This window comes from Hamadaea flava, from assembly GCF_024172085.1.
GTDB lineage: Bacteria > Actinomycetota > Actinomycetes > Mycobacteriales > Micromonosporaceae > Hamadaea > Hamadaea flava.
In genome coordinates this window covers 3,096,661-3,119,288 of sequence record NZ_JAMZDZ010000001.1, presented here as the reverse complement: position 1 = coordinate 3,119,288, position 22,628 = coordinate 3,096,661, and the positions used below count along the sequence as shown (strand labels likewise).

Annotated in this window: 21 protein-coding genes; 11 read left to right on the top strand and 10 right to left on the bottom strand. The window is 70.4% G+C overall.

What is annotated here, in order from left to right; translation table 11 throughout:
• Position 1 precedes the first annotated feature (1 nt).
• Positions 2–709 carry a TetR/AcrR family transcriptional regulator gene (locus tag HDA40_RS14600; RefSeq protein WP_253755997.1) on the bottom strand — a complete coding sequence of 236 codons (708 nt, stop codon included), beginning with the start codon at positions 707–709 and terminating at the stop codon, positions 2–4.
• Positions 710–841: 132 nt separating this feature from the next.
• On the opposite strand from HDA40_RS14600, the gene HDA40_RS14595 reads away from it, so the two are divergent.
• From HDA40_RS14595 to HDA40_RS14570, 6 genes are all read left to right on the top strand, one after another.
• Positions 842–1,252 carry a DUF5990 family protein gene (locus HDA40_RS14595; RefSeq protein ID WP_253755995.1) on the top strand — a complete coding sequence of 137 codons (411 nt, stop codon included), beginning with the start codon at positions 842–844 and terminating at the stop codon, positions 1,250–1,252.
• 144 nt (positions 1,253–1,396) lie between these two features.
• The gene (locus HDA40_RS14590) at positions 1,397–2,380 is read left to right on the top strand and encodes an alpha/beta fold hydrolase (RefSeq protein WP_253755993.1); all 984 of its coding nucleotides are present in this window, start codon (positions 1,397–1,399) and stop codon (positions 2,378–2,380) included.
• 234 nt (positions 2,381–2,614) lie between these two features.
• Positions 2,615–3,376 carry an SDR family NAD(P)-dependent oxidoreductase gene (locus tag HDA40_RS14585; RefSeq protein WP_253755991.1) on the top strand — a complete coding sequence of 254 codons (762 nt, stop codon included), beginning with the start codon at positions 2,615–2,617 and terminating at the stop codon, positions 3,374–3,376.
• A 58-nt stretch (positions 3,377–3,434) separates the two neighbouring features.
• Positions 3,435–4,379, top strand: coding sequence for an alpha/beta fold hydrolase (locus HDA40_RS14580; RefSeq protein ID WP_253755989.1), 945 nt, complete (start codon positions 3,435–3,437; stop codon positions 4,377–4,379).
• Between the two features lie 59 nt (positions 4,380–4,438).
• A complete protein-coding gene (locus HDA40_RS14575; RefSeq protein ID WP_253755986.1) occupies positions 4,439–4,957 on the top strand; it encodes a SigE family RNA polymerase sigma factor in 519 nt (172 codons plus the stop codon).
• Positions 4,954–6,429, top strand: coding sequence for a TolB family protein (locus tag HDA40_RS14570; RefSeq protein WP_253755984.1), 1,476 nt, complete (start codon positions 4,954–4,956; stop codon positions 6,427–6,429). The genes HDA40_RS14575 and HDA40_RS14570 overlap by 4 nt, the downstream gene beginning before the upstream one ends.
• Before the next feature lie 38 nt (positions 6,430–6,467).
• Here HDA40_RS14570 and HDA40_RS14565 read toward each other — a convergent pair whose 3' ends face one another.
• Both HDA40_RS14565 and HDA40_RS14560 read right to left on the bottom strand, forming a co-directional pair.
• Entirely contained in the window at positions 6,468–8,141 is a 1,674-nt protein-coding gene (locus tag HDA40_RS14565; protein WP_253755982.1) for a glycoside hydrolase family 43 protein, read from the bottom strand.
• A 54-nt stretch (positions 8,142–8,195) separates the two neighbouring features.
• Complete coding sequence (locus HDA40_RS14560) at positions 8,196–8,531, bottom strand: DUF6223 family protein (RefSeq protein WP_253755980.1); 336 nt, start codon at positions 8,529–8,531, stop codon at positions 8,196–8,198.
• Positions 8,532–8,717: 186 nt separating this feature from the next.
• On the opposite strand from HDA40_RS14560, the gene HDA40_RS14555 reads away from it, so the two are divergent.
• Together HDA40_RS14555 and HDA40_RS14550 are read left to right on the top strand one after the other, a co-directional pair.
• A complete protein-coding gene (locus tag HDA40_RS14555; protein ID WP_253755978.1) occupies positions 8,718–9,854 on the top strand; it encodes a sensor histidine kinase in 1,137 nt (378 codons plus the stop codon).
• Between the two features lie 10 nt (positions 9,855–9,864).
• A complete protein-coding gene (locus tag HDA40_RS14550) occupies positions 9,865–10,527 on the top strand; it encodes a response regulator (RefSeq protein WP_253755976.1) in 663 nt (220 codons plus the stop codon).
• A gap of 73 nt (positions 10,528–10,600) precedes the next feature.
• Here the strand turns inward: HDA40_RS14550 and HDA40_RS14545 are convergent, their stop codons facing one another.
• From HDA40_RS14545 to HDA40_RS14535, 3 genes are all read right to left on the bottom strand, one after another.
• Positions 10,601–11,446 carry a carbon-nitrogen hydrolase family protein gene (locus tag HDA40_RS14545; RefSeq protein WP_253755974.1) on the bottom strand — a complete coding sequence of 282 codons (846 nt, stop codon included), beginning with the start codon at positions 11,444–11,446 and terminating at the stop codon, positions 10,601–10,603.
• Positions 11,447–11,449: 3 nt separating this feature from the next.
• Positions 11,450–12,547, bottom strand: a complete 1,098-nt coding sequence (locus HDA40_RS14540; protein ID WP_253755972.1) for a PrsW family glutamic-type intramembrane protease — start codon at positions 12,545–12,547, stop codon at positions 11,450–11,452.
• An 84-nt stretch (positions 12,548–12,631) separates the two neighbouring features.
• Entirely contained in the window at positions 12,632–14,230 is a 1,599-nt protein-coding gene (locus tag HDA40_RS14535; RefSeq protein WP_253755970.1) for an FAD-dependent oxidoreductase, read from the bottom strand.
• Positions 14,231–14,307: 77 nt separating this feature from the next.
• Between HDA40_RS14535 and HDA40_RS14530 the strand changes: the two genes are divergently transcribed.
• Positions 14,308–14,964, top strand: a complete 657-nt coding sequence (locus HDA40_RS14530) for a TetR/AcrR family transcriptional regulator (protein ID WP_253755968.1) — start codon at positions 14,308–14,310, stop codon at positions 14,962–14,964.
• A gap of 42 nt (positions 14,965–15,006) precedes the next feature.
• On the opposite strand, the gene eno is transcribed toward HDA40_RS14530, so the two are convergent.
• Both eno and HDA40_RS14520 read right to left on the bottom strand, forming a co-directional pair.
• Positions 15,007–16,284, bottom strand: coding sequence for a phosphopyruvate hydratase (gene eno, locus HDA40_RS14525; RefSeq protein ID WP_253755966.1), 1,278 nt, complete (start codon positions 16,282–16,284; stop codon positions 15,007–15,009).
• 149 nt (positions 16,285–16,433) lie between these two features.
• Entirely contained in the window at positions 16,434–16,988 is a 555-nt protein-coding gene (locus HDA40_RS14520) for a helix-turn-helix domain-containing protein (RefSeq protein WP_253755964.1), read from the bottom strand.
• A gap of 62 nt (positions 16,989–17,050) precedes the next feature.
• Between HDA40_RS14520 and HDA40_RS14515 the strand changes: the two genes are divergently transcribed.
• Positions 17,051–18,331, top strand: a complete 1,281-nt coding sequence (locus HDA40_RS14515; protein ID WP_253755962.1) for an erythromycin esterase family protein — start codon at positions 17,051–17,053, stop codon at positions 18,329–18,331.
• A 29-nt stretch (positions 18,332–18,360) separates the two neighbouring features.
• Here HDA40_RS14515 and HDA40_RS14510 read toward each other — a convergent pair whose 3' ends face one another.
• Together HDA40_RS14510 and HDA40_RS14505 are read right to left on the bottom strand one after the other, a co-directional pair.
• The gene (locus HDA40_RS14510; RefSeq protein WP_253755960.1) at positions 18,361–20,076 is read right to left on the bottom strand and encodes a cation:proton antiporter; all 1,716 of its coding nucleotides are present in this window, start codon (positions 20,074–20,076) and stop codon (positions 18,361–18,363) included.
• A gap of 52 nt (positions 20,077–20,128) precedes the next feature.
• On the bottom strand, positions 20,129–20,428 hold the full coding sequence (locus HDA40_RS14505) for a hypothetical protein (RefSeq protein WP_253755958.1): 300 nt from the start codon (positions 20,426–20,428) through the stop codon (positions 20,129–20,131).
• Between the two features lie 238 nt (positions 20,429–20,666).
• Here HDA40_RS14505 and HDA40_RS14500 point away from each other — a divergent pair, with 238 nt between their 5' ends.
• Positions 20,667–22,628, top strand: a complete 1,962-nt coding sequence (locus HDA40_RS14500; RefSeq protein ID WP_253755956.1) for a potassium transporter Kup — start codon at positions 20,667–20,669, stop codon at positions 22,626–22,628.

Genomic DNA, 22,628 nt, shown 5'->3' with positions numbered 1-22,628 from the left:
GTCAGGCTCCCAGTGCAGTCTCTTGTGCGGTCGGTTCATCGGCCGGCCCGGTGGCTTGGCTGGGGGCTTGGCTGGGGGCTTGGCTGGGGGCTTGGCTGGGGGCTTGGCTGGCGGCTTGGCTGGGGGCTTGGTCAGCTTGGCTGGTGGCTTGGTCCTGAGTTCCGAGGTGGGCGCTGACCGCCGTCCGGAGCAGGGTGTCGACGTCGTCGGCGCCGGCGGCCAGCTCCAGGCTGCCCCACAGGTGCAGTTGGGCGATGCCCTGCAGATTGGCCCAGAGCGCGGCGGCCCGGCGGCGGGCCGGCTTCGCCCCCGCCCGCTCGGCGAGGCGTACGAGGACGTCGAAGAGCGCGAGGCTGTCCTGGCGCAGCCCGATCTCGTTGCCGCGCAGCAGGTCGTGCCGGAACATCAACTCGAACATGCCGCGATCGGACGCGGCGAAGGCGACGTAGACCCGCCCGATCTGAAGGAGCTGCTCCGCCGGGTCGCCGCCGGCCGAAGCGACCGCGCTGATCCGGCGGTCGAACTCTCGGTAGCCCTCGCGCGCGATCGCGCCCAGCAGCCGCTGATGGGTCGGGAAGTAACGGCGCGGGGCACCATGGGAGACTCCGGCCCGCCGGGCGATCTCCCGCAACGAGAGCGCCTCGACGCCCTCCTGCCGCAGCAGTGCCACGCCGGCCTGGACCAGCCGATCCGGCAGGTTGTCATGCATAGACACTGTCTATCACGGGTGCGTAGACAGTGTCTATTTCGGCTCGGGGTGTCGGGCCGTTCGCCCGCTCTCTTATGCCCTTCGATCTGGCGCGGATCGGCGGCTGTCGTACTGCGGCGGAATACTGGGACCATGCGGATCCGGATCGAGGGGCGGAACCTGCCGGGACGGCCGGGCGTCGCGGTCGGCGTACAGCGGCGGGACAAGCCTGCCGAACTGCTCGGGGTGCAGCCCGGCGACGCTGCCCAGGTCGCCTGGGAACTGACGGCCACGGCGGCGAAGGTCGTCGACGGCCGGCTCGACGTGCGCGGGCCGCACATCCAGGGCGGGCCCGGTCAGCGGTTCGTCTACCTGACCTGGCTCGGCTCCGACGGCGTCATGTTCCGGCGGGCGAAGCTGTGGCTCGACGGGATCGACCCGGCGACCGCCGAAGCGGCGCTGGCCGCCGGTCGGCTCACGGCTCGGCTCGGTCTCACCGATCCTGCCGGTGATCCGGTGTGTGCGAGCGTACGTCCGCCGCTGATCAGCTGGACCGTGGACTGATCCCAGCTGCGTCGCTTTGGTACTGCGTCGCTCGGTACCGCATCGCTCGATCGTGGACGGTCTGCGCTGGGCGGTGACACATTCGGTGCCTTTATCGCCTAATCCCCCCAGCGGGAGACCGATCCTGAGGCATACCGTGGACGCATGAACACGCTGGCAGACGCGGAGGGGCGCGTCGCCGTCGCCTGCGGTGTCACGCCGATCGAGTACGCCGTCGAGATCCCGGGCTTCGGCGGCCGGACTCGCGTACTGGAGTCTGGATCGGGTCCGGTCCTGGTGCTCCTGCCCGACGTCGCGACGGCGGCCTCGGTGTGGCTGCCGCTCATGGCCCGGCTCACCGGGCATCGGGTGCTCGCCGTCGACCTGCCCGGCTTCGGCCAGGCCGAGCCGACGGACTATCGCACCGTCTCCCACCTGCGTGGGTTCGCCGTCGGCTTCGTGCACGGGCTGCTGGACGCGATGAGCCTGGAGGCGGTCGCCATCGGCGGCAACGGCGTCGGCGGATTGTGGGCACTGTGGACCGCCGCCGACCGGGCCGAGTGCGTACGCGCGATCGCGTTGCTCGGCGCACCCGCGTGCACGGCCGGGACGTCCGTGCTCACGCCGCGGAAGCTGAGCGGCTGGCCGATGACCGGTCGCCGGAGTGGCGGGCAGGACCGGTGGGCCCGGCTCGGGCAGTCCCCGGATCGGCTGCCGGACGGCTGGGCCGAGCTGACCGACGCCGTGGCGGCGCGGCCCGGCTTCGACACCGCGTTCAGGACACTGTCCCGGGCGACCCACGCCAGCGGCGGCTACGGCGCGACCGACTTGGGACGGCTTCCCCAACCGGTCGGCCTGCTGCTGGGCGAACGCGATCCGCTGGCACGGCTCGACACGCTCGGCACGATCGCCGACGTGATCAGCGGACCGGCGATCCACGCGGGCGGGGCCGGTCACCTGCCCTGGCTCGACAACGCACCGGCTGCGGCCGAAGTGCTGGGGGCGTTTCTCGCCGAGACCGACTCCGCTCCGGCGCACGGGCGCTCGGCCGACCGGGCGGCGAAGGTCTGGCCGGTTCCCGCGCCGAGATCCGCGACCACGGGTTCGGGCGCTCCGGTCGCCGTCAAGCCGGACAAGGACGGCGGATGATCCACATCCCGAAAAGTGTCGCTGTCGGGTCGGGATCCGACACGGAACGGGATGTAGATCATGACCCGCCGCCTTGCTACGGCTCGGGGAAGTCGGGCGTGGACGCTCGGAGGAAGTCGGGCTACGGCTCGGGGAAGTCGGGCGTGGACGTTCGGAGGAAGTCGGGCTACGGCTCGGGGAAGTCGGGCGCGCTTCGCTTCCGCTTCGGGTAGAACCGAGGGCGGAGGTGGTGACATGTACGAGGATCTACGCGACCAGGTCGTCCTGATCACGGGCAGCTCACGGGGCATCGGCGCGGCCATGGCGGTCGCGTTCGCCGAGGTCGGCGCCCGAGTCGTGCTGCACGGACGGGACGAGGTCGCGCTGGACGGCGTACGCCGTCGGGTCGAGCGGGCCGGTGCGTCCGCGCTGGTCGTGACCGGTGACGTCACACGCTCAGCCGCTCTCGCCGCGATGCGCGACCGGATCAACGCCGAGGTCGGCCCGGTCGACGTGCTCATCACGAGCGCCGGCAGCAGCAAAAGCCGCCCGACGCCGATCGAGGAGATCGACGAGGAGGACTGGCGCGCCGACGTCGAACGCAACCTCACCTCGACGTTCCTGACGGTCAAGTGCTTCCTGCCCGACATGAAGAGCCGAGGCTCGGGGGTCGTCCTCACGCTGTCGTCGGCCGCGGGACGTCGTGCGAGCGCGCGCACGCTGGTCGCGTACGGGGCGGCGAAGGCGGGCGTGCAGATCTTCACGCAGGACCTGGCTGCCCAGGTCGGACCGGCCGGAATCCGGGCCAACTGCATCGCGCCGGAGACGATCCTGACCGAGACCAACGAGAAGTGGATCCAGGGCGACCAGCGGCAGATGCTCATCGACATGCATCCCGTACGCCGCTTGGGCACGGTGGACGACGTCGCCCGGGCCGCATTGTTCCTCGCGTCGGCGGAGTCGGGCTGGATCAGCGGTGTGGTGCTCGACATCGCGGGCGGTGCGACCCTCGTCTGACCAGTGACAGTAGGCGGTTCCGGTGGCGTACCGGGCGGGGCGGTTCTAGGGTCAGGCCATGGGGGAGAACCTGGTAGCCGTCAATGACGTGCACTTGTGCGTCGAGGAGCTCGGCGATCCGGCCGACCCGTCGATCCTGCTGATCGGCGGCGCGTCCAGTTCGATGGACTGGTGGGACGCGGAGTTCTGCCGCCGCCTGGCCAGCGGTGAAGTCACTGGAGAAGTCAACGGAGACGCCACCGGAGAAGTCAACGGAGACGCCACCAGGGCGAAGGACGGTCTGGGTGGCCGGCACGTCATCCGCTACGACCACCGCGACACCGGCCGGTCGACGGCGTACCCGGTGGGCGAGCCCGGCTATGGCAGTCGGGAGCTGCTGGAGGACGCGTCGGCGTTGATCGAGCGATTGGCCGGCGGCCACGCGCACGTCGTCGGAGTGTCCATGGGCGGCGGCCTCGCCCAGGACCTGGTTCTACGCCATCCGGAGCGGGTGGCGTCGTTGACGCTGATCTCCACCAGCCCGATCGCCCGACGTGATCCGGCCGTGCCGTTGCCGCCGATGGCCGCGCGGTTGAGCGGGGTGTCGCTGCCCGACCCGGACTGGTCCGACCGCGAATCCGTCGTGGAGTACTACCTCGCGCAGGAGGAGCTGTATGCCGGACCGTCGTCGTTCGACACCGCGCATACCCGGGAGGTCGCCGGACGGGTCTTCGATCGGTCCACCGATCTGGAGGCGAGCGCCAAGAACCACTGGATCGTGATCACGACCGACGACGAGGACGACGCGCCGCGCGACTTGGGCACGGTGACGGCCCCGACACTGGTGATCCACGGCGACGCCGACCCGATGTTCCCGGTCGCGCACGGTGTGGCGCTCACGGCCGAGATCCCGGGCGCGACGTTGCTCGTCCTCGACGGCGGCGGTCACCAGGTACCGCCGCCCGCCACCTGGGATGTCGTCGTCCCGGCGATCCGGCGGCACACCTGTCGCGAAATGAGCTGAACCCCGGCCACAACCCGCGACCCGGCTGCCTCAGTCAGACTCTTGACGGAGGGAGTCGGATGCGCGAGGACGACGAACGCGGGTACTCGCAGTTCGTGCAGGGCCGGGTGACGGCGCTGCAACGGACGGCGTACCACCTGTGTGGCGACTGGCATGAGGCGCACGATCTGGTGCAGGCGGCCCTGATCCGCCTGTATCGGCACTGGCCCCGGGTCAGCGCGGCCGACTCGCCTGACGCGTACGTCCGCCGGATGCTGGTGAACGTCTTCCTGGACCAACGCCGCGGCTGGTGGTCGCGGCACGTGCGGCCGTTCGGCGACCCACCTGAACTGCCCGCGAGCACCGCGGATCCCGCGGTTGACCTCGTCGTGGACCGCGCCGTCGATCTCCAGGCGGCGCTCGTCCGCCTCTCGCCCGGCCAACGCGCGGTGCTCGTCCTGCGGTACTGGGAAGGGCTCGACGTGGCCGAGACCGCTGCCGCCCTCGGCTGCTCGCCGGGCACCGTCAAGAGTCAGACGTCGTACGCGATCACGGCGCTACGCCGGCTGCTCCCCGAGTACGCGAAGGAGACCCGGTGAACGACCAGCAGCTCACCACCCTGTTCGCCGAATCGGACCTGAGCGGGCAGCCCGACCTCCCGCCGGATTACCTTCCGGGGTTGCTGGCCAAGGCGCGCCGGTCGGCCCGGCAGCGCCGCCTCGTGACGATGCTCGCCGCCGCGGCCGCCGTTCTCGTCGTCCTCGGGCTGACGGCGGTGATCCGTCCACATGCGACCGGATTGCCGCCCGCCGACCGAACCCCGGGTACGCCGACCATCCCGGACCGCATCGCGCCGTACTCCCGGCTCACCAGCGACGTGTCGGCGAGCCCGCCCGGCCGCGCACTCATGATCTACGAGTACGGCAACGGCGAGCTGTTCAACGAATGGCAGTCACTCGCGCTGAGTGCGGACGGCGACGTCTATCGGCAGCTCGGCGCGGTCGCCGACGGTCGCCAATGGCTGCTGTCGCCGGACGGCCGGACGGTGATCCTCGCCGAGTCGAGGCGAGCCACCGCTGCGCTGACGCTCCTGGACCTCACGGCCGCCAAGGTACGCGAAGTGCCCCTGCCCGGGCCGATGGGCGTCGTGCTGCTCGCCGTCTCGGCGGACGGCCGGAAGGTGGCGTACTCGACGGCGCCGTTGCCCGAGGACATGAGTGCGGATAACTCCATCGAGTTTCAGAACGCCCAGCTCGGCAAGTTGTCCATTGTCGACCTGTCAACCGGCGAGGTCATGGCGGTTCCGGATTTCCAGCCGGTGGTGGCGGCCGCATTCGCGCCGGACGGCCGGCGGCTGGCTTTCCAGGCCAAGCGGAAGATCTGGATCATGACACTGGGCGGACGCCTGGAGACGCCGGTCGACGTTCCCGAGGGCTGGGGCATGGCACCGCAGAACGCCTGGTCGGCCGACGGCACCAGGCTGGCGACGACGCAGTGGCGGACCGAGCTGGGGCAGACCCGGGACGACACGACCTTGAGCGTGTACGTCGTGGACTCCTGGTACGGGTACGGCGTCGTCGACCTGGCCACCGGCCGGCATCGGAAGATCAACGCCGACACCGACACGTTCCTCGGCTGGCGCGATCGCGACCACACGATCGTGTTCACGCCCAGCGGCGCGGACAACGGGGGCGACGAGATCGCCGAGGTCACCCTCGACGGCGGTACGCGTACGAGCCTGACCCGGTTCGACGCCGGGAAGAGTTGCGAGCTGGGCACGCAGACCTGTCAGACCTATCGGCTGACCGTCGCGGCGGGGCTGCTGCCCGACCTGACGACTCGTCCGGCCGGCACCGCGCATCGGGGGCCGTGGCCGACCTGGGTCTGGCTCGTGGTCGGCATCCCGTTGCTGCTCGTCGCCCTGATCACCGGGTTCGTCGTCCAGCGGATCCGCCGCGCTCGCCGTCGGCGCGCTCAGGTTCCGCCGACTCAGCTCCCGCCGACTCAGCTCCCGCCGACTCAGCTCCCGCCGACTCCGGAACCGCCGGCTTCGCACCCGTCCGCAGAGTGATCGTCCGCTCCGCACCCGTCCGCTCAGTGATCGTCCGCTCAGTGAGCGCCGGCTTGGCGATCGTCAGCGGAAACATTGTCCACTGTGTACGCCGCGCGGTCGAAGTCGGCGGGGTGGCCGTGTCCGTTCAGGTCCCACACCCACAGGCCGGCGAACGCACCGGTGAACCCGAGCGACCGGATCTGGTCCACGTCGAACTCCACCACGTGTTCATCGGAGACCACGGTCGCGTCGAGCATCGGACCGATACGCTGCCACTCCGTCTCGGTGGCGTACCAGCAGGTCAGCTCGGCGTCGTCGAAGCGCAGCCGGAGCCGGACCGGCTCGGGACCAGCGGCTGCGACGGTCTCGGCGTGCACGGTCAACCGACCCTGATCCCGTGTGGCCACACGCAGTACGCGGGCCCCGTCGTCGTCCGCCGTCAGGTACACGAAATGCCAGTTGCGCGTGTTGTAGTACGCCGTCAGCCCAGCGAGCTGCTGGAACGCCGTCGGCTGGAAGTCGACGACGGCCTCGAAGGTAGCCTTCGGCTCGGTGACGCGCCGGGCGACGAGGCTCGGCCCGACCAGGCTCTGTGGCGACCGGCCGCCGCGGATCCGCAGGTGTGACGGCCGTTCGGTCAGCGACAGCCAGTTCGGATCGGGAAGGCGGCGTAGCGTCGACCACTGTGGACCGAGCCGCGTGGAGTCGAAGTCGTCGACCTCTGTCACGACCGGCCACGCGGCCGTAGGCCGTTCCGCAGCGGGAGCAGCCGCGGGTTCCCCAGCGGGCGCAGCCGTCGGCTCGCTGGCGGGAGGGACCGTCAGGGGCGGCAGGCCGCCCGCGACGACCGGCCACCCGTCGTCCGTCCACTCCACCCGGGCGAGCGCGGTCTCGCGGCCGAGGATGCACGGCCCGTGTACGCCGATCGGCCGGGCGACCAGGTACGCCAGCCACCATTCGCCGTCGCCGGCCGGTACGAGGCTGCCATGCCCGGCCTTCTGCAGCGGCCAGTCCGGGCGGTGCTTCGCCGTGAGCAGCGGGCTGTCCGGGTCGCGTTCGTAGGGGCCGGTGAGCGTACGCGAGCGGGCGACGGTCACCTGGTGTTCCCAGCTGGTGCCGCCGTCGGCGGTGATCAGGTAGTACCAGTCGCCACGCCGATACAGGTTCGGTCCTTCGATCCAGCCGGCTTTCGGCGGAAGCTGGATGCGTTGCGGCGTACCGACGAGACGCCGTTCGGCCCGGTCGTAGCGGGTCGCCTCCAGCCCGGCCGAGCCGCCGTACCCGGGTCGCCAGTCGTGCACGAGGTTGATGAGCCAGCTCTCGTCGCCGTCGTGGAACAGCGACGCGTCGAAGCCGCGCGCGTGCAGCAGCACCGGCTCCGACCACGGTCCCTCGATCGTGGGTGCGGTGACGAGGTGGTTCGGGCCGTCGGTGAAGCCGCCCGCGTACGTGGAGATGTTGCTGTAGACGAGATGGAACAGGCCGTCGGCGTACGTGAGATTCGGCGCCCACACACCGCCGGAGTCCGGGCAGCCGGTCAGGTCCAGCAGCCGGGTCTCGTCGAGGATGCCGCCGATCGCCTGCCAGCGCACGAGATCACGCGAGTGGTGCACGCGTACGCCCGGGTACCACTCGAAGGTCGACGTCGCGAGGTAGTAGTCGTCGCCCACGCGGAGGATCGAGGGATCGGGGTGCGATCCGGGCAGCACAGGGTTGGTCGATCTCGGCACGTGTCGAGCGTACTGGCCCCGGCCGGGCGGCCGGCCCAGCCGGGGAGCGCCATCTCAGGCCGGGGTTCCGGGCCGGCGGGACCGGGCCAGGGCCAGCCCGCCGAGCACCGTCGCGACCAGGCCGATCGCGAGGGCGGCCCAGCCGCCGACGACGCCATAGCCGGTTCCGGGTCCGCCCTTGGCCAGGCCCACCACGAACCCGCCCACGATCAGGCCCGCGGCTCCGGTGGCGAGGGCCAGCATCGCGCGGCGGCGAGCCGCGGCCGGGCGGATCAGCGCGAGGACGCCCAGCACCACGCCGGCCAACGCCAGGAACGCGGCCGCGGTGCCGAAGAGTCGTCCAGTCGTCAACGTGTACGCCGCCACAGCGGCCGTCGTCTGAGTGTTCATGGTGGGAGCATCACGCCACGGCACGGTTCCGTCATCCGGCGTACGCAGGCGCAGCGCACTGCGGCACCGGTGGCAGCCGCCTGCCGCGTACGCGGCAGTGACCCGATCGGCTACCGCGTACGCAGTAGTGGGGAGGTGCTTCGCGCGGAGGGTTCGTCGGCGGGAACCTCCGGCTACGCTGCGCGCATGGGTACCCGACGCGCTCGTGTTCCGGCCGGGGTCACCGATGCGGCGATCGCGGCCGGAGTCGCCGTGACCCTGCTGATCGCGGGCCTGTCCGTCGATCGCCCCGCCCACTACGCGGAATACGCCGGGCTTGCCTACGTGCTGCTGGCCGTCAGCGGCCTCGTCCTCTTCTTCCGCCGCCGGAATCCCCTCGCGGTCCTCGTCCTGACCGGCTTGTGCGCACTGGGCTACCAGGCGCTCCAAGCCGACGTGGCCGCCGTCGCGTTCCTGTTCGCGGTGTACGCGGCCGTCCGCGCCGGCCACCGTCTCGTGACCGTCGTCGCTGCGGTGCTGATGCTGATCACGCTGCCGATCGCCGTCCTCCTCAGCTCGCCGGAGATGCCGGTGCGGGCCGCGCTGGCCCATTCCCGGGGCGCATTGGAGATCGCGTGGATCGTCGCCGCCTTCGCGGCCGGTGAAGCGCTGCGCCAAGCCGAGGCGCGCGCGGACGAAGCCGAGCGTACGCGCGAAGAAGCGGCGCTGCGCAGGGCGAACCAGGAGCGGCTGCACATCGCACGGGAGCTGCACGATTCGCTGACCCATCAGATCTCGGTCATCACCGTGCAGGCCACCGTCGCCGTCCACCTCGCCCGGAAGCGGGGCGAAGCGGTGCCCGACGCGCTCGTGGCGATCGAGCAGGCCGGGCGGGAGGCAGCCCGGGAGTTGCGGGCGACCCTGGAGGCGTTGCGGGACGACGGAAAGGCGTCGGCGCACGGCCTCGATCAGATCCCTGAGCTGGTGGAACGCGCTCGGACGAGCGGGCTCCTGGCGACGCTGACCGTCGAGGGTCAGCCGCAGAGCCTGCCGGTGGCGGTCGACCGGACGGCGTACCGGATCGTGCAGGAGTCGCTGACCAACGTCGCCCGGCACGCCGGCGCGGCCACCGCCTCGGTACGCATCGGCTACCGGCCGGGTGCCCTCGCGATCCAGGTCGACGACGACGGCAGTGCCATGCCGGCCGCCCCGCCGACGCCCGGCGTCGGATTGCTCGGTATGCGCGAACGGGTCAGCGCGCTCGGTGGGCGGCTGCGGGCCGAACCCCGCGTCGAAGGCGGGTTCACCGTCGAGGCCGAGCTTCCGGTGGATCACGCCGCATGAGGGGGCCGGCATGATCCGCGTACTGCTGGCCGACGACCAGCCGTTGATCCGAAGTGGATTCCGTGCGCTGCTGGAGGCCGAGGAGGACATCGAGGTCGTCGCCGAGGCGGCGAACGGGATCGAGACCCTGGCGCTGGTCCGGCAGTGGCTGCCCGACATCGCCCTCGTCGACGTGCAGATGCCGGGGATGGACGGCATCGAGGTGACCGGCCGGATCGCCGCCGATCCGGCCCTGGCCGGGGTGCACGTCGTCATCCTGACCAACTACGGCCGCGACGAGTACGTGTTCACCGCGTTGCGGGCCGGGGCGGCCGGATTCCTCGTCAAGGACATCGAACCCGAGGACTTCCTGCACTCTGTACGCGTCGCCGCCCGGGGTGACGCGCTGCTGGCCCCGTCGATCACCCGTCGGCTGATCGACCGGTACGTCACCGAACCGCCTCGGCAGGACGCCGAGGCGACGCTGACCTGGCTGACCAACCGGGAGCGGGAGGCGGTCGTCCTCGTGGCGAAGGGGCTGTCCAACGACGAGATCGCCGCCCGGATGGCGATCAGTCCGGTGACCGCGAAGACACACGTCAACCGCGCAATGACGAAGCTGCACGCGCGCGACCGCGCCCAGCTCGTGATCATCGCGTACGAGACGGGGCTGGTGACCCCGCGCACCGCCTAGTGCCACTTGCACCTCGGCGAGATCGTCGGGGTGGACCTCGCGGGCCGGCTGTTCGTGCGCAACCGCTGACGGATCAGAAGGTCGCGCGTTCGTGGCTGCGGGGGTCGTCGACCATCCGCCGGTCGTAGACACCGCCCTCGCGGGCGACCGCGCGCCACGGGCGGGCGGCGTGCAGGGGGAAGTGGAGCCGGGGATCGCTGTCGTCGAGGTCCACGCAGACCAGGTCCGACAGGCCGGACCGGTTGCCGGTCGCCAGCCAGTCGCCGTGCGGGCCGATGACCCCGGCCGGCATCGCGTGACTGACCTGGGCGGGCACCGACACCGACACCCAGGCGGTGGTGGTCGCGGCGTGCCCCCGGGCGATCGTCTCGAAGATCGGGTCCTCGGAGTACGAGGAGAACAGGATGCAGTCGACCCCGGCTTCGGCGTACGCCGTCCACAGCTCTGGAAAGTTGACCTCGATGCACAGCAGCAGACCGAAGGTGAAGCCGTCGACGGTGAAGGTCACCGGCTCCCGGCCCGGGGTGAAGAACTCGTCGACCTCGGAGGCGGACAGGTAGCGCTTGTCGTACCGGTTGACGAGCACACCCTGGTCGGAGATGACGTAGAGGCTGTTGTGCGGCCGGTTCGGCGGGGTCAGTCGATGATGCGAGCCGGCCACCACCCAGAGCCCGAGGCCGGCGGCCAGCTCCGCGATCTCGTCCAGCTCGGTCCCGAGCGGCTTCCAGTCGATGTCCCAGCCGCGGTAGTACGGCTTGTCCCCGCCGACGTAGCCGCTGACCGCGCCCTCTGGCATGTGCACCAGCCGAGCGCCCTCGTCGTACGCGCGGCGCATCAGATCCCGCAGGGTGGCGCCGTTGGCGGCTGGATTGATGGTGACCGGGCTCTGTACCGTTGCGATCCGCAGGCGGCGAGGCATGGTTCAGGGTAGCCGGTGCGGCGTCCAGCCCCGGCTGACGAGACCGATCAACTGGGGTGGAGTGGACTTGCGTGCCATCGCCCTGAACAGCAGATACATGGCGACGAACAGTACCCATCGACCCAATTGAATGAGAAAGGTCACACCTGAGTTTCCACAACCGAGGGTCGCCGAGTAGTCGTTCAGCGAATGGATGACCATCACCATCACGATGGCCCCGACACCGCCCCACAATCCCTTACGGCCGATGCCCCGCTGGTACGCGTACAGGTGCCACAATCGCCAGGCGATTGCGGCTGCGATGCCGGTCCAGAACCAGTGCAGCGGCGAGACGGTGAAGATGCGGTAGATCTGAGCCGTGACCACGGAGTCCACAGTGGGCGATGCCGTCTCACCGCCGCAGAAATCCGGTCCGGAAGCGTTGGCCGTCGCGTACGCGTACTGCGTGGTCTCCGCGATGGCGAAGCCGAAGCCGGCGGCGAGCCCGATGGCTGTGCCCGCGCGGGGATCGCGGTACTTCCCGAGCGCGAAGAGCGCGAGCGGGACGAGCAGCTTGGTGCCCTCTTCGACGAACCCGACGGTCTTCGTGGCGAGCGCGGCGCCCCCGGCGTCGAGGAGCACGGCGTTGATGTTGGCTGCGAGCAGGAGCGTCGCGCCACTGGACGCCACGGCCACCGCGACGATCTCGCCGGGGCTGACGACGTCGTCGAGGTCGAGCTGCCGCGCCGCGAACCGGTAGAACGCCCAGCAGACGGCGGCCATCGCGAGGAAGCTGGTGACCGCCATGACGCCCGTCGTCGCCGTGGCCCGGTACGCCGCCGACCCGATCAGCAGGATGGGCAGGACGCCGAACGCGATCCAGGCCCAGCGACCCCAGAAGCGGCCCCGGAACCAGTGGCCCCGATCGGCGACGGTGCCTCCGGGGCTGACCTGAGGAGTCCATGCCCGCTCGTCCCACAGCCGCGACCGCGGACCCCGGTACGCCGGATCGGGGTGCCAGCCGGCGGGCGGTGTTCCCGGTCGATCCGGGGCGAACCGGTACGCCACCACCAGCCCAGCGACGAGCAGCAGCAGCCCGGCCAGATCGACGACGTACGCCATACGGAGATCATCGCGTCAGCCACGCTGGTTCAGGGGGCGATTTGCCCGATTATCCAGCGTGGCCGACGCGATGATCATGAAGCCTCAGCCGAGGAAGTCGGCGAGGCGCTTGGGGAGGTCGCCTGCGCCGGGCTCTTCGGACGCCCACGCGACGAAGCCGTCCGGGCGAACGAGCAGCGCGCGTAGCTCGGAGCCGGCCGCGTTCGCGGTGACCACGGTGAGGCGGTCGGCGTACTCGCCGGCGGCGGCCCGCAGCTCGGCGTCGTCGGAGAAGTCGAACAACACGGTCCGGCCCGCGTGCAGGTGGTCCGGGAGGCAGCTGCCGTCGCTGAGTTCCAGCTCGGGCGCGCTGCGGCCGGTCAACGGGTGGTCGCCGGCCAGGTCGTAGTGCTGCCAGACCCCGGAGATGCGCTTGGCCAGGTAAGTCGTGCCGTCCACAGTGCCGGCGAGGTCCTCGACGACGGCCCGGATCGCGCGGGCGTGCGGATCCGGCCGCATGATCGCGATCTGGGCGCGCGTCCAGTTCAGCACCCACGCGCCGATCGGGTGGCGCTCGGCGGTGTAGGTGTCCAGCAGACCTTCGGGCGCCCAACCGGCGATGGTCGCGGCCAGCTTCCAGCCGAGGTTCATCGCGTCGCCGACCCCGAGGTTCAGCCCCTGCCCGCCGAACGGCGAGTGCACGTGGGCGGCGTCGCCCGCCAGGAGCACCCGGCCCTGCCGATAGACGGGGACCTGCCGCGCGTTGTCGGTGAACCGGGTGCAGGTCTTGATCCCCGTGACGGTCACCGGCACGCCGGTCACGCGGCGTACCGCGCCTTCCAGTTCGGCCTCCGTGACCGGGCTGGTGCGGTCGGTGGGCGCGCCGCCGAACTCGGCCACCAGCACCCGGCCCGGCATCGGGCCGAAGGCGTACACCCCCGTGGGGGTGATGTGCCAGCCCGGCTCCAGGCCGTCGGTGTCGGTCATCTCGGCCATCGCCTGGTACGCCGTGATCTCCGGATCGGTGCCGGGGAAGTCGAAACCGGCGAGCTTGCGAACGGTGCTGCGCCCGCCGTCGCACCCGGCGAGCCAGCCGGCCTCGAGCACTCCCTGGTCGGTGGTGATGACGACGCGGTCGCCGTGATCCTCGAACGAAGTCAGCGTGACGCCGCGCCGGATGTCCACGCCCAGCTCGATCGCCCGCTCCTCGAGAATGGCCTCCAGTTGCTGCTGGCCCACCATGCCCAGAGTGCCGAGCCGGGCCTCGCCGGCGATGTCGGGGTCGGCCGGGTCCAGGTTGTTCCCGTCGAGCAGGAGGCCGCCGAAGTGGCCGACGAACTTGACCGGCCGCTGTTCCGGCCGGCCTGCCTGGGTCTGCTGAACGCCGGGCTGTCCGGCCGGCTGGTCGGCTTGTTGCGCGGCCTGCTTGGCGGCGGCGGCTTCGGCCTGCATGCGGCGGAACTCGGCCATCCGCGCCAGGGTGGCCTCGCGGGCCTCGGCCAGCTTGGGCGACAGCCCGCGTCGGTCGAGCGCCTGCAACGTGGGGTGGTTCAACGCCCCCGCCTTGATGGTCTGGTCGATGTCGGTGCGGCGCTCCAGCACCGTCACGCGGACGCCGGCGAGGCCGAGTTCGCAGGCCAGCATCAGGCCCACCGGACCGGCTCCGGCCACCACTACGTCCACCCGCTCGTGCAGCTCGCTCATGATCGTCCCTCCCGCAGATCTTGCTTTCACTAAAAACATACTGTCGCAGAAATTTTTCTGCAAGTAGACTTTTCCGCATGAGTGCTGAGCCGGGTGAGTCGGGGTCGCGTGAGCTGGGACTGCGGGAGCGCAAGAAACGCCAGACGAGGGAGATGATCTCCGGGATCGCGACGGGGCTGTTCCTCGAACGCGGCTTCGACCCGGTGACCGTGGCCGAGGTGGCCAAGGCGGCCGACGTCTCGGAGAAGACGGTCTTCAACTACTTCCCGCGCAAGGAGGACCTGTTCCTCGACCGGCTGCCGCAGCTGAGCGAGATGGTCACGGCCGCGGTGAAGACGCGGGACGCGAAGCAGAGCGTCGCCGCGGCGGTCCAGGGGTTGCTGACCGAGCTGGTCGCGCAGCGCCACCCGATCAGCGGGTACGCCGACCCGGGGTACACCCGCTTCTGGCAGGTCGTCATCGATTCGGCGGCGTTACAGGCGCGCGCCCGGGAGTACGTTCAGGAGCTGGAGGATCTCCTCGCGAACCTGGTCGCCGAGGCCGAAGGCGGCCAGGCGGGGCAGTTCCGGGCGCGGTTCGCCGCCGCGGCCATCGTCACGGCGTACCGGACGGTGTTCTTCGACGCCGCCCGCCGGATTCTGTCCGGTGAGGACCATCAGGTCGTCACGGCCGAGCTGCCGAACCAGTACGCCCGCGCGTTCCAGGCCGTCGAGCGGGCGCTCGACGGCCTGTAGGGAACTGCACTCAGGCGGTGCGGATCTCAGGCGGTGCGGATCTCAGGCAGTGCGGAGCGGGGTGCGGCCGGCGTACCGGGCGGCCTCGCCCAGCTCCTCCTCGATCCGGATGAGCTGGTTGAACTTGCTCGTGCGGTCGCTGCGCGACAGCGATCCGGTCTTGATCTGTCCACATGCGAGGCCGACGGCCAGGTCGGCGATCGTGGTGTCCTCGGTCTCGCCCGAGCGGTGGGACATCACGACGCCGTAGCCCGCGTCCTGGGCGATGCGTACGGTCGACACCGTCTCGGTCAGCGTGCCGATCTGGTTCACCTTCACGAGGACCGCGTTCGAGATGCCGTCGGCGATGCCCTGCCGCAGCAACGCCGGGTTGGTGCAGAAGACGTCGTCGCCGACGAGCTGGCACCGGTCGCCGAGGGTACGCGTCAGCTCGGTCCAGCCCGCGAAGTCGTCCTGGGCCACACCGTCCTCGATGGACACGATCGGGAACGCGGCGGCCAGCTCGACCAGGTACGCGACGTGCTCCTCGACGGTGCGGGTGCGCTGCTCACCGGCGTACGCGTAGACGCCGTCCCGGAAGAACTCGGAGGCGGCCGGGTCGAGGGCGATCGCGATGTCGACGCCGGGCTTGTAGCCGGTGTCGGCGATGGCCTGGGTGACGAAGGTCAGCGCCTCCTCCGCCGTACGCAGATCGGGGGCGAAGCCGCCCTCGTCGCCGACGTTGGTGTTCTGACCGGCCTTCTTCAGCGCCCCCCGCAGCGTGTGGAACACCTCGGAACCCATGCGTACGGCGTCGAAGAAGGACTCGGCGCCGATCGGGGCGATCATGAACTCCTGGAAGTCGAGCGGGTTGTCGGCGTGCGCTCCGCCGTTGACGATGTTCATCAACGGCAACGGGAGCAGTGCCGAACCGGCGTCGAGGTAGCGGTACAGCGGCTGACGGGCGCTCGCCGCGGCCGCCTTGACGACCGCGAGCGAGACGCCGAGGGTGGCGTTCGCGCCGAGGCGGGACTTCGTCGGGGTGCCGTCGAGGTCGATCAGGATCCGGTCCAGCCCGGCCTGGTCGAGCGCGTCCAATCCCCGCACGGCGGCCAGGATCTCGCCGTTGACGGCGTCCACGGCCCGGCGTACGCCCTTGCCGTGGAACCGGCCGGCCTCGCCGTCGCGGAGTTCGACGGCTTCTCGCGTACCAGTGGAAGCGCCGGAGGGGACCGCGGCGCGGCCGAACGAGTCGTCGTCGAGCCGGACGTCGACCTCGACGGTGGGATTGCCGCGGCTGTCAAGGATCTCGCGGGCGTGGACGGTGCTGATCGTGGGCATGCGTCTCCTCCTGGATCGGATGGCAGACGTGGTCGACCGCGTTGTCGGTCACGATGGCGTTGTCGGTCACGATGGCGTTGTCGGTGACGATGGCGGGGAGTCGGTCGGTTCCCAGAAGGAACTTAGCTTCTCAGTCCGGCGAAAACCTATCACGCGGCATCAGTTGGATCTTGGGCCGCCTCCTCGGTGGGGAACTGGACGAGACTGATGAGCCGGGGGTGGCGACCTGGTCCGGGCTCGTTGCGCGCCAGCGGCGCGATGACGTTCTGCAACTGATCCGCCAGCGCGGTGAACTCGTCGTCGGTGAGCCAGAAGATCCCCTGGCGATAGCCGACGCGATCGGCGTACGGGTCGGCGCCGGGCCGGTCGAGGTAGGCGTTGAACTCCGCGTGCACGGCCGCCATCGCGGCGGCGAAGCCCTGCCGGTGGTCGTCCGGCGTCATGGACTTCCCGCTGTCGGCGCTGAGCGTCGGCCGATCACGGCGTAGGCGGTAATAGCGCTCCACCGCGCCGCGTACGCGTTGCTCGTCGGCGACCTCGACGACGCCGCCCTCGATCAGCAGCGCCACGTGCCGGTAGACCGACGCCTTCGGCACGTCCGGCACGCTCTCGCACAGCTCGGCGGTGGTGCGTACGCGGTCGCCGGACAGCGCGTAGACCAAGCGCAGCCGCACCGGGTGGAGCAGCAGGTCAAGGGTGTCCATGGCTCAACGATCTCATATCTGCTACCTTTAGCAAAATTAAGAAAGGTTGGGGGAGGGTTCTCGTGAGATCTCTGGAAGAGCTGAGCCGGCTCGACGACGCCATCGGCTCCGCACGAGTGGTGGCCATCGGAGAGAGCGCGCACTACAACGGCGAGTCCTACGAACTGCGCCACCGGCTGCTGCGCTACCTCGTCGAACGCCATGGCTTCACGGCGTACGCGATGGAGTCGGGCTTCCCGGAGGGCTGGCGCGTCGACGACTGGGTACGCGGCGGCGAAGGCGACGTCGGCACCGTCCTGGCGACCGGCACCACCTCGCTGATGGGCCTGTGGCAACCGATGCGGGCGCACCTGGAGTGGATGCGGCAGCACAACGCGGCAGCGGAGCGGCCCGTCGGCTTCTACGGCGTCGACCTCGGCGGCTCCAACGCCTCCCTGGTTCCCGGGCTGGACGCCGTGACCGCGTACCTGGGCGTGGCGGATCCCGAGTATCAGGTGGACCCGCAGCTCCGCCAGACCGCGGCGGCGTTCGGGGCCGCGTCGCCGTTCTCCCTGCAGCAGGCCGTCGGGGCGCTGCTCAGCCTGCCGGTCACGACGAGGGACGCGATGACCGCCGGGCTCGCCGACCTGACGGCTCGGCTGGTCGGCCGCCGTCTCGCGTACGCCGAACGCACCGGCGTCGAGGCGTACGAGCGGGTGCTCCAGACGATGCGCCTGACCGTGGCGATCGACAGTGCGGCGCGTGCCCTGACCCGGGGCGACCAGCAGTCGGTGATGTACGCCCGCGAAGCCGCGCAGGCGGACACGGTCGAGTGGATCCTGCGGCGCGAGGAGCGGATCGTGCTGGCCGCGCACAACGGGCACGTACAGCGCTGGCCCATGGTGATGCCGGGCTTGCCGCCGACCACCTCGCTCGGGCAGCATCTCGCCGACCGGCTCGGCGAGGACTACCGGGTGATCGCGACGACCACCGGGGTGGGCGAGACGCTCAACACCGAACTGGACTTCTATGCCGGCCGGCTGTTCGTCGAGCAGGGTCCGCCGGAGCCGGGCAGCCTCGACGCCGTCCTCGACGCGCGCGCCGACACCCGGTACACCGACTCCCCCTACGCCGTCGACCTGCGCCGGCTGTCCACTGCGGAGGAATCGGCGATCCGAGCCGCTGCGCGGCAGCGGTTCGGCGCGTTCTACGAGGACCTGGACCCGCTGGCGGCGTATGACGTGCTCGTGCACCTGCCGAAGGTGACGGCGGCGGTGCCCGACCCGGAGGCGGTGGCCGCGTCGCCGGACGAGGTCCAGCAGGTCTTCGCGGCCTGGGCGGCCCGGCAAGCCGCCGCTCAGTAGGCCGCTGCTCAGGCTGGGCGGGCCGGCTCTCAGCTCTCCTCGACGAAACGGGAGACCCTGGCTTCTTCGGAGTCGAGCGCGTCCTGCGCCCGGGTCAACACCCGCGAGCTGTAGATGCCCAGGGTTCGGGCGGTCAGCAGCTCCCGGCGCTCGATGCCGAGGATGTCGGTCCGCAGCTGGACGTACTGCTCGCGGAGGCCGACCATCGAAGCCGTCGCGCGGGCGGCCGGGCGGGTCTGGCGTACGGCGAGTTCCTGCCGGGCCCGGTCGAGGATCTCGGGGGAGTACGGCGTGCCGTCCGGCATGCGCAGATCGGGGTCGTCGACGTGGGCCAGGGCCGCCGCCGACATCTGGGTCAGCAGATCGCCGAACTCCTCCCGGTCGGCCGCCCGGTCGTCGCCGGGCACCTGCGCCTTGCGGATCACCCAGGGCAGTGTCAGGCCCTGGAGCAGCAGCGTCGTGATCGCCACGATGAAGGCGATGAGCTGTAACTGCGGCCGGAACGGCGTATCGGCCGGGAGGGTCTGCGCGGCCGCGACGGTCACCGCGCCACGCATACCCGACCAGGCGAGCACGACGCCGCCGCGCCAGCCGAAGTTCTCCGCCACCTGGAACTTCAGGTCGCTCTTGCGCTGGGCGAACCGGACGCTGAACCGCTTCTTCTGCCGCTCGGACAACTCGTCGTTCTGGATCATCTCGTCGAGCCGGGCCTGCACCGCGTCGACCCGGGGCTGGGCGGCCTCGGCCCGGCTCGCGTCTCGATGCTGCCCGGCGACCAGCGGCACGACGTAGACCATGCGCGCGCCGATGGCGAGCACGGAGGCGAGCAGGCCGATGCCGACGGTCGTCGCGATGCCGGGACCGGAGGCGTGGGCGTCGTCCAGCACGGTCTTCAGTTGCAGACCCATGAGGAGGAACAGGCCACTCTCCAGCAGGAACGACACCGTGCTCCAGTTGATCGCCTCCGTCACCCGGTCGGTGGCGCGCAGATAGCGCGGGCTCTGGTGGCCGGTGACCACGCCGGCCACGACGACGGCCAGGACGCCCGAGGCGTGGATCGCCTCAGCGGGTATGAACGCGACGAAGGGCAGGACGAAGGAGATCGCCGTATTGAGGATCGAGTCCTTCAGTAAGGCGCGGACGCGGACGTTGAGCTGGCCGATCACGACCCCGACGACGGTCGCCGCGACGACGGCGTACAGGAAGTCCAGGCCGATCGTCCAGAAGCTGACCGCCGCCGTCGTCGCCGCGATCGCCGAGCTGAGCAGTACCAACGAGGTCGCGTCGTTGACCAGGCCCTCGCCTTCGAGGATGGTCAGCAGCCGGGAGGGCAACCCGAGTCGCCGGCCGACCGAGGTCGCCGCCACCGCGTCGGTGGGGCTGACGATGGCGCCCAGGGCGAAGGCGTACGCGAGTCCGAGCCCCGGCAGCAGCGCGTTGAACAGGAAACCCGCGCCCAGCGTCGTCAGCACCACGAGGACGACGGCCAGCCCGGCGATCGCCTTGAAGTCCCGCCGGAAGTCCTGGGCGGGCATGCGCACGGCGGCTGCGTACAACAAGGGAGGCAGGACCCCGGCGAGGACGAGCTCCGGCTCGATGACGATGTGCGGCACACCCGGCAGGAAGCTCAGCGCCGTGCCGACGACGACCTGGCTCAGCGGCGCGGCGACGCCGATGCGGTGGGAGAGCGCCGCCACCACGACGATGCTGACGATCCCCGCGACCGCGACCAGGGTGAGTTCCATCGGTCCTGATTGTGCGGGTGATCTCGGCCGGGCACGCGCCGCGACACTCGTGTCAGTGCGGTTCCGTCGCGGCCAGCGCGCAGACGGCGGCCGCGTCGGTGGGGGAGATGTCGAGGTGACGGGTCAGCCAGGCCGGTGTGTGCCCGTCCCGCGCCATCGTCCAGGCGATGAAGGCGGTGGAGGCGGGCAGGTGCGCGAGCTGATCCCGGGCCTGGTTCGGCAGGCGTGTTCGCAGGTCGTCGGGGGTCGCCTCGGTTCCGTCGGGCGGCTGCCGCTGAGCCGGAACCGGTACGCAGTCCGCTGCGCGCAGCACGACGGCGTGCAGTGCGTAGGTGTGCCACAGGGCGACCACGACGTGAGCGTATGCCCGCATAGCGCCGATCGCGTGGAACGTGGCACAGAATTCTGGCCGCCGGGTGACGACCCGCTCGTGATGATCTCGCGGGTGACGGCCGCGTCAAGATTCTTGACGATTTCTTGACGCCTCCTCCGGCGACGAGCCGGGTTCATCGGTACGCCTGGCGGTATTGTCCGGCCAGGCGTCGCCGATCATGGCGAGCCGGACGTCGAGGGTCGAGGAGACGACGCGCGTGAGCGAGCAGCAGGCGGCGGGCCACGATTCCGGCGGGCACAGTGCTGGCGGGCACGGTCCCGGCGCGGGAGACGTCGTCCGGCTCGGGCTCGTGGTCGGCGCGCTCGGCGTCGTCTTCGGCGACATCGGCACGAGCCCGATCTACACCCTGCAGACCGTGTTCAACCCCTCGGACCCGCATCCGGTGCCGGTCAGCACCGACAACGTGTTCGGCGTCGTCTCGCTGGTCTTCTGGTCGGTGATGACCATCGTGACCGTCACGTACGTGCTGCTGGCCCTGCGCGCCGACAACGGCGGCGAGGGCGGCATCATGGCGCTGATCACGCAGTTGCGCCGGTGGAGTTCAGGGGTCGGCGGGCGTACCGCCGCGATCCTGGCCGGGCTCGGCATCTTCGGCGCGGCGCTGTTCTTCGGCGACAGCATGATCACGCCGGCGATCTCGGTATTGTCGGCGATCGAGGGCGTCAAGACGGTCTCCCCGTCGATGGAGAACCTCGTCGTGCCGATCACGGCGGTCATCATCATCGCGTTGTTCCTGGTGCAGCGCCGGGGTTCGGGCGCGGTCGGCCGGCTGTTCGGCCCGGTGATGATCGTGTGGTTCGTGGCGATCTCGGTGCTCGGCATCGCCGGGATCACCCACCACCCGGACATCCTGCGGGCACTGTCGCCCACGTACGCGATCGGCTTCCTGGCCGGCCACTTCCACATTGCGTTCTTCGCACTAGCCGCGGTCGTGCTGTCGGTGACCGGCGCCGAGGCGCTGTACGCGGACATGGGTCACTTCGGCCGCCGGGCGATCACCCGGGGCTGGCTGTTCCTGGTGTTCCCGGCGTGCGTACTGAGCTATATGGGGCAGGGCGCGCTGATCCTGCAAGACCAGAGCAACATCAGCAGCCCGTTCTTCCTGCTCGCGCCGGGGTGGGCGCGGTTGCCGCTGGTCGTCCTCGCCACCGCCGCGACCGTGATCGCCTCGCAGTCGGTGATCACCGGCGCGTTCTCGGTGGCGTCGCAGGCGGCGCGGCTGGGCTACCTGCCCCGGCTGCGGATCGCGCACACCTCCGAATCCACCATGGGGCAGATCTACGTGCCGTGGATCAACTGGCTGCTGATGGTCTCGGTGCTCACCCTCGTCTTCGCCTTCCGCAGTTCGGCCGCCCTCGCGTTCGCCTTCGGCATGGCGGTGACGGGCACCATCACGATCACCACGTTGCTGTTCTTCTACGTCGCGAAGCTGCGGTGGCGTACGCCGACCTGGTTGCTGGCCACCGGTGCGGCGATCCTGCTGACGGTCGACCTGCTGTTCGTCGGGGCGAACCTGACCAAGCTCGTCCACGGCGCGTGGCTGCCGCTGCTCATCGGCCTGACCGCGTTCACCATCATGACCACCTGGCAACGTGGCCGCCAGATCGTCACCACCGAACGCGAACGGCTCGAAGGCCCGCTCCAGGCCTTCGTCGACTTCGTCCGCAGCGGCAAACCGTTCACGCGCCGGGTTCCGGGCACCGCGATCTTCCTCAACCGGGGCAAGCAGACCACGCCCCTCGCGCTCCGTGCCAACTACCAGCACAATCATGTACGGCATGAGCACATCGTGATTCTGGCGATCGAGACGGAGCCGGTGCCCCGCGTACCGGACGATCAGCGGATCACCGTCGACGACCTCGGGTACGCCGACGACGGCATCATCCACGTGACGGCCCGCTACGGCTACATGGAGCCGACGGACATCCCGGCGCTGCTGCGCAAACTGAAGCCGGCCCAGTCCGAGGGCGAACTCAAGATGAAAGAAGCGTCGTACTTCCTGTCGAAGATCGAGCTGCGGATCGGCAAGAAACCCACCATGGCGCCGTGGCGCAAGCGGCTGTTCATCGCGACCTCCTACATCACCGCGGACGCCGCCGAGCACTTCAGTCTGCCGTTGGATCGCACCGTCATCATGGGCTCGCACGTCGACGTCTAG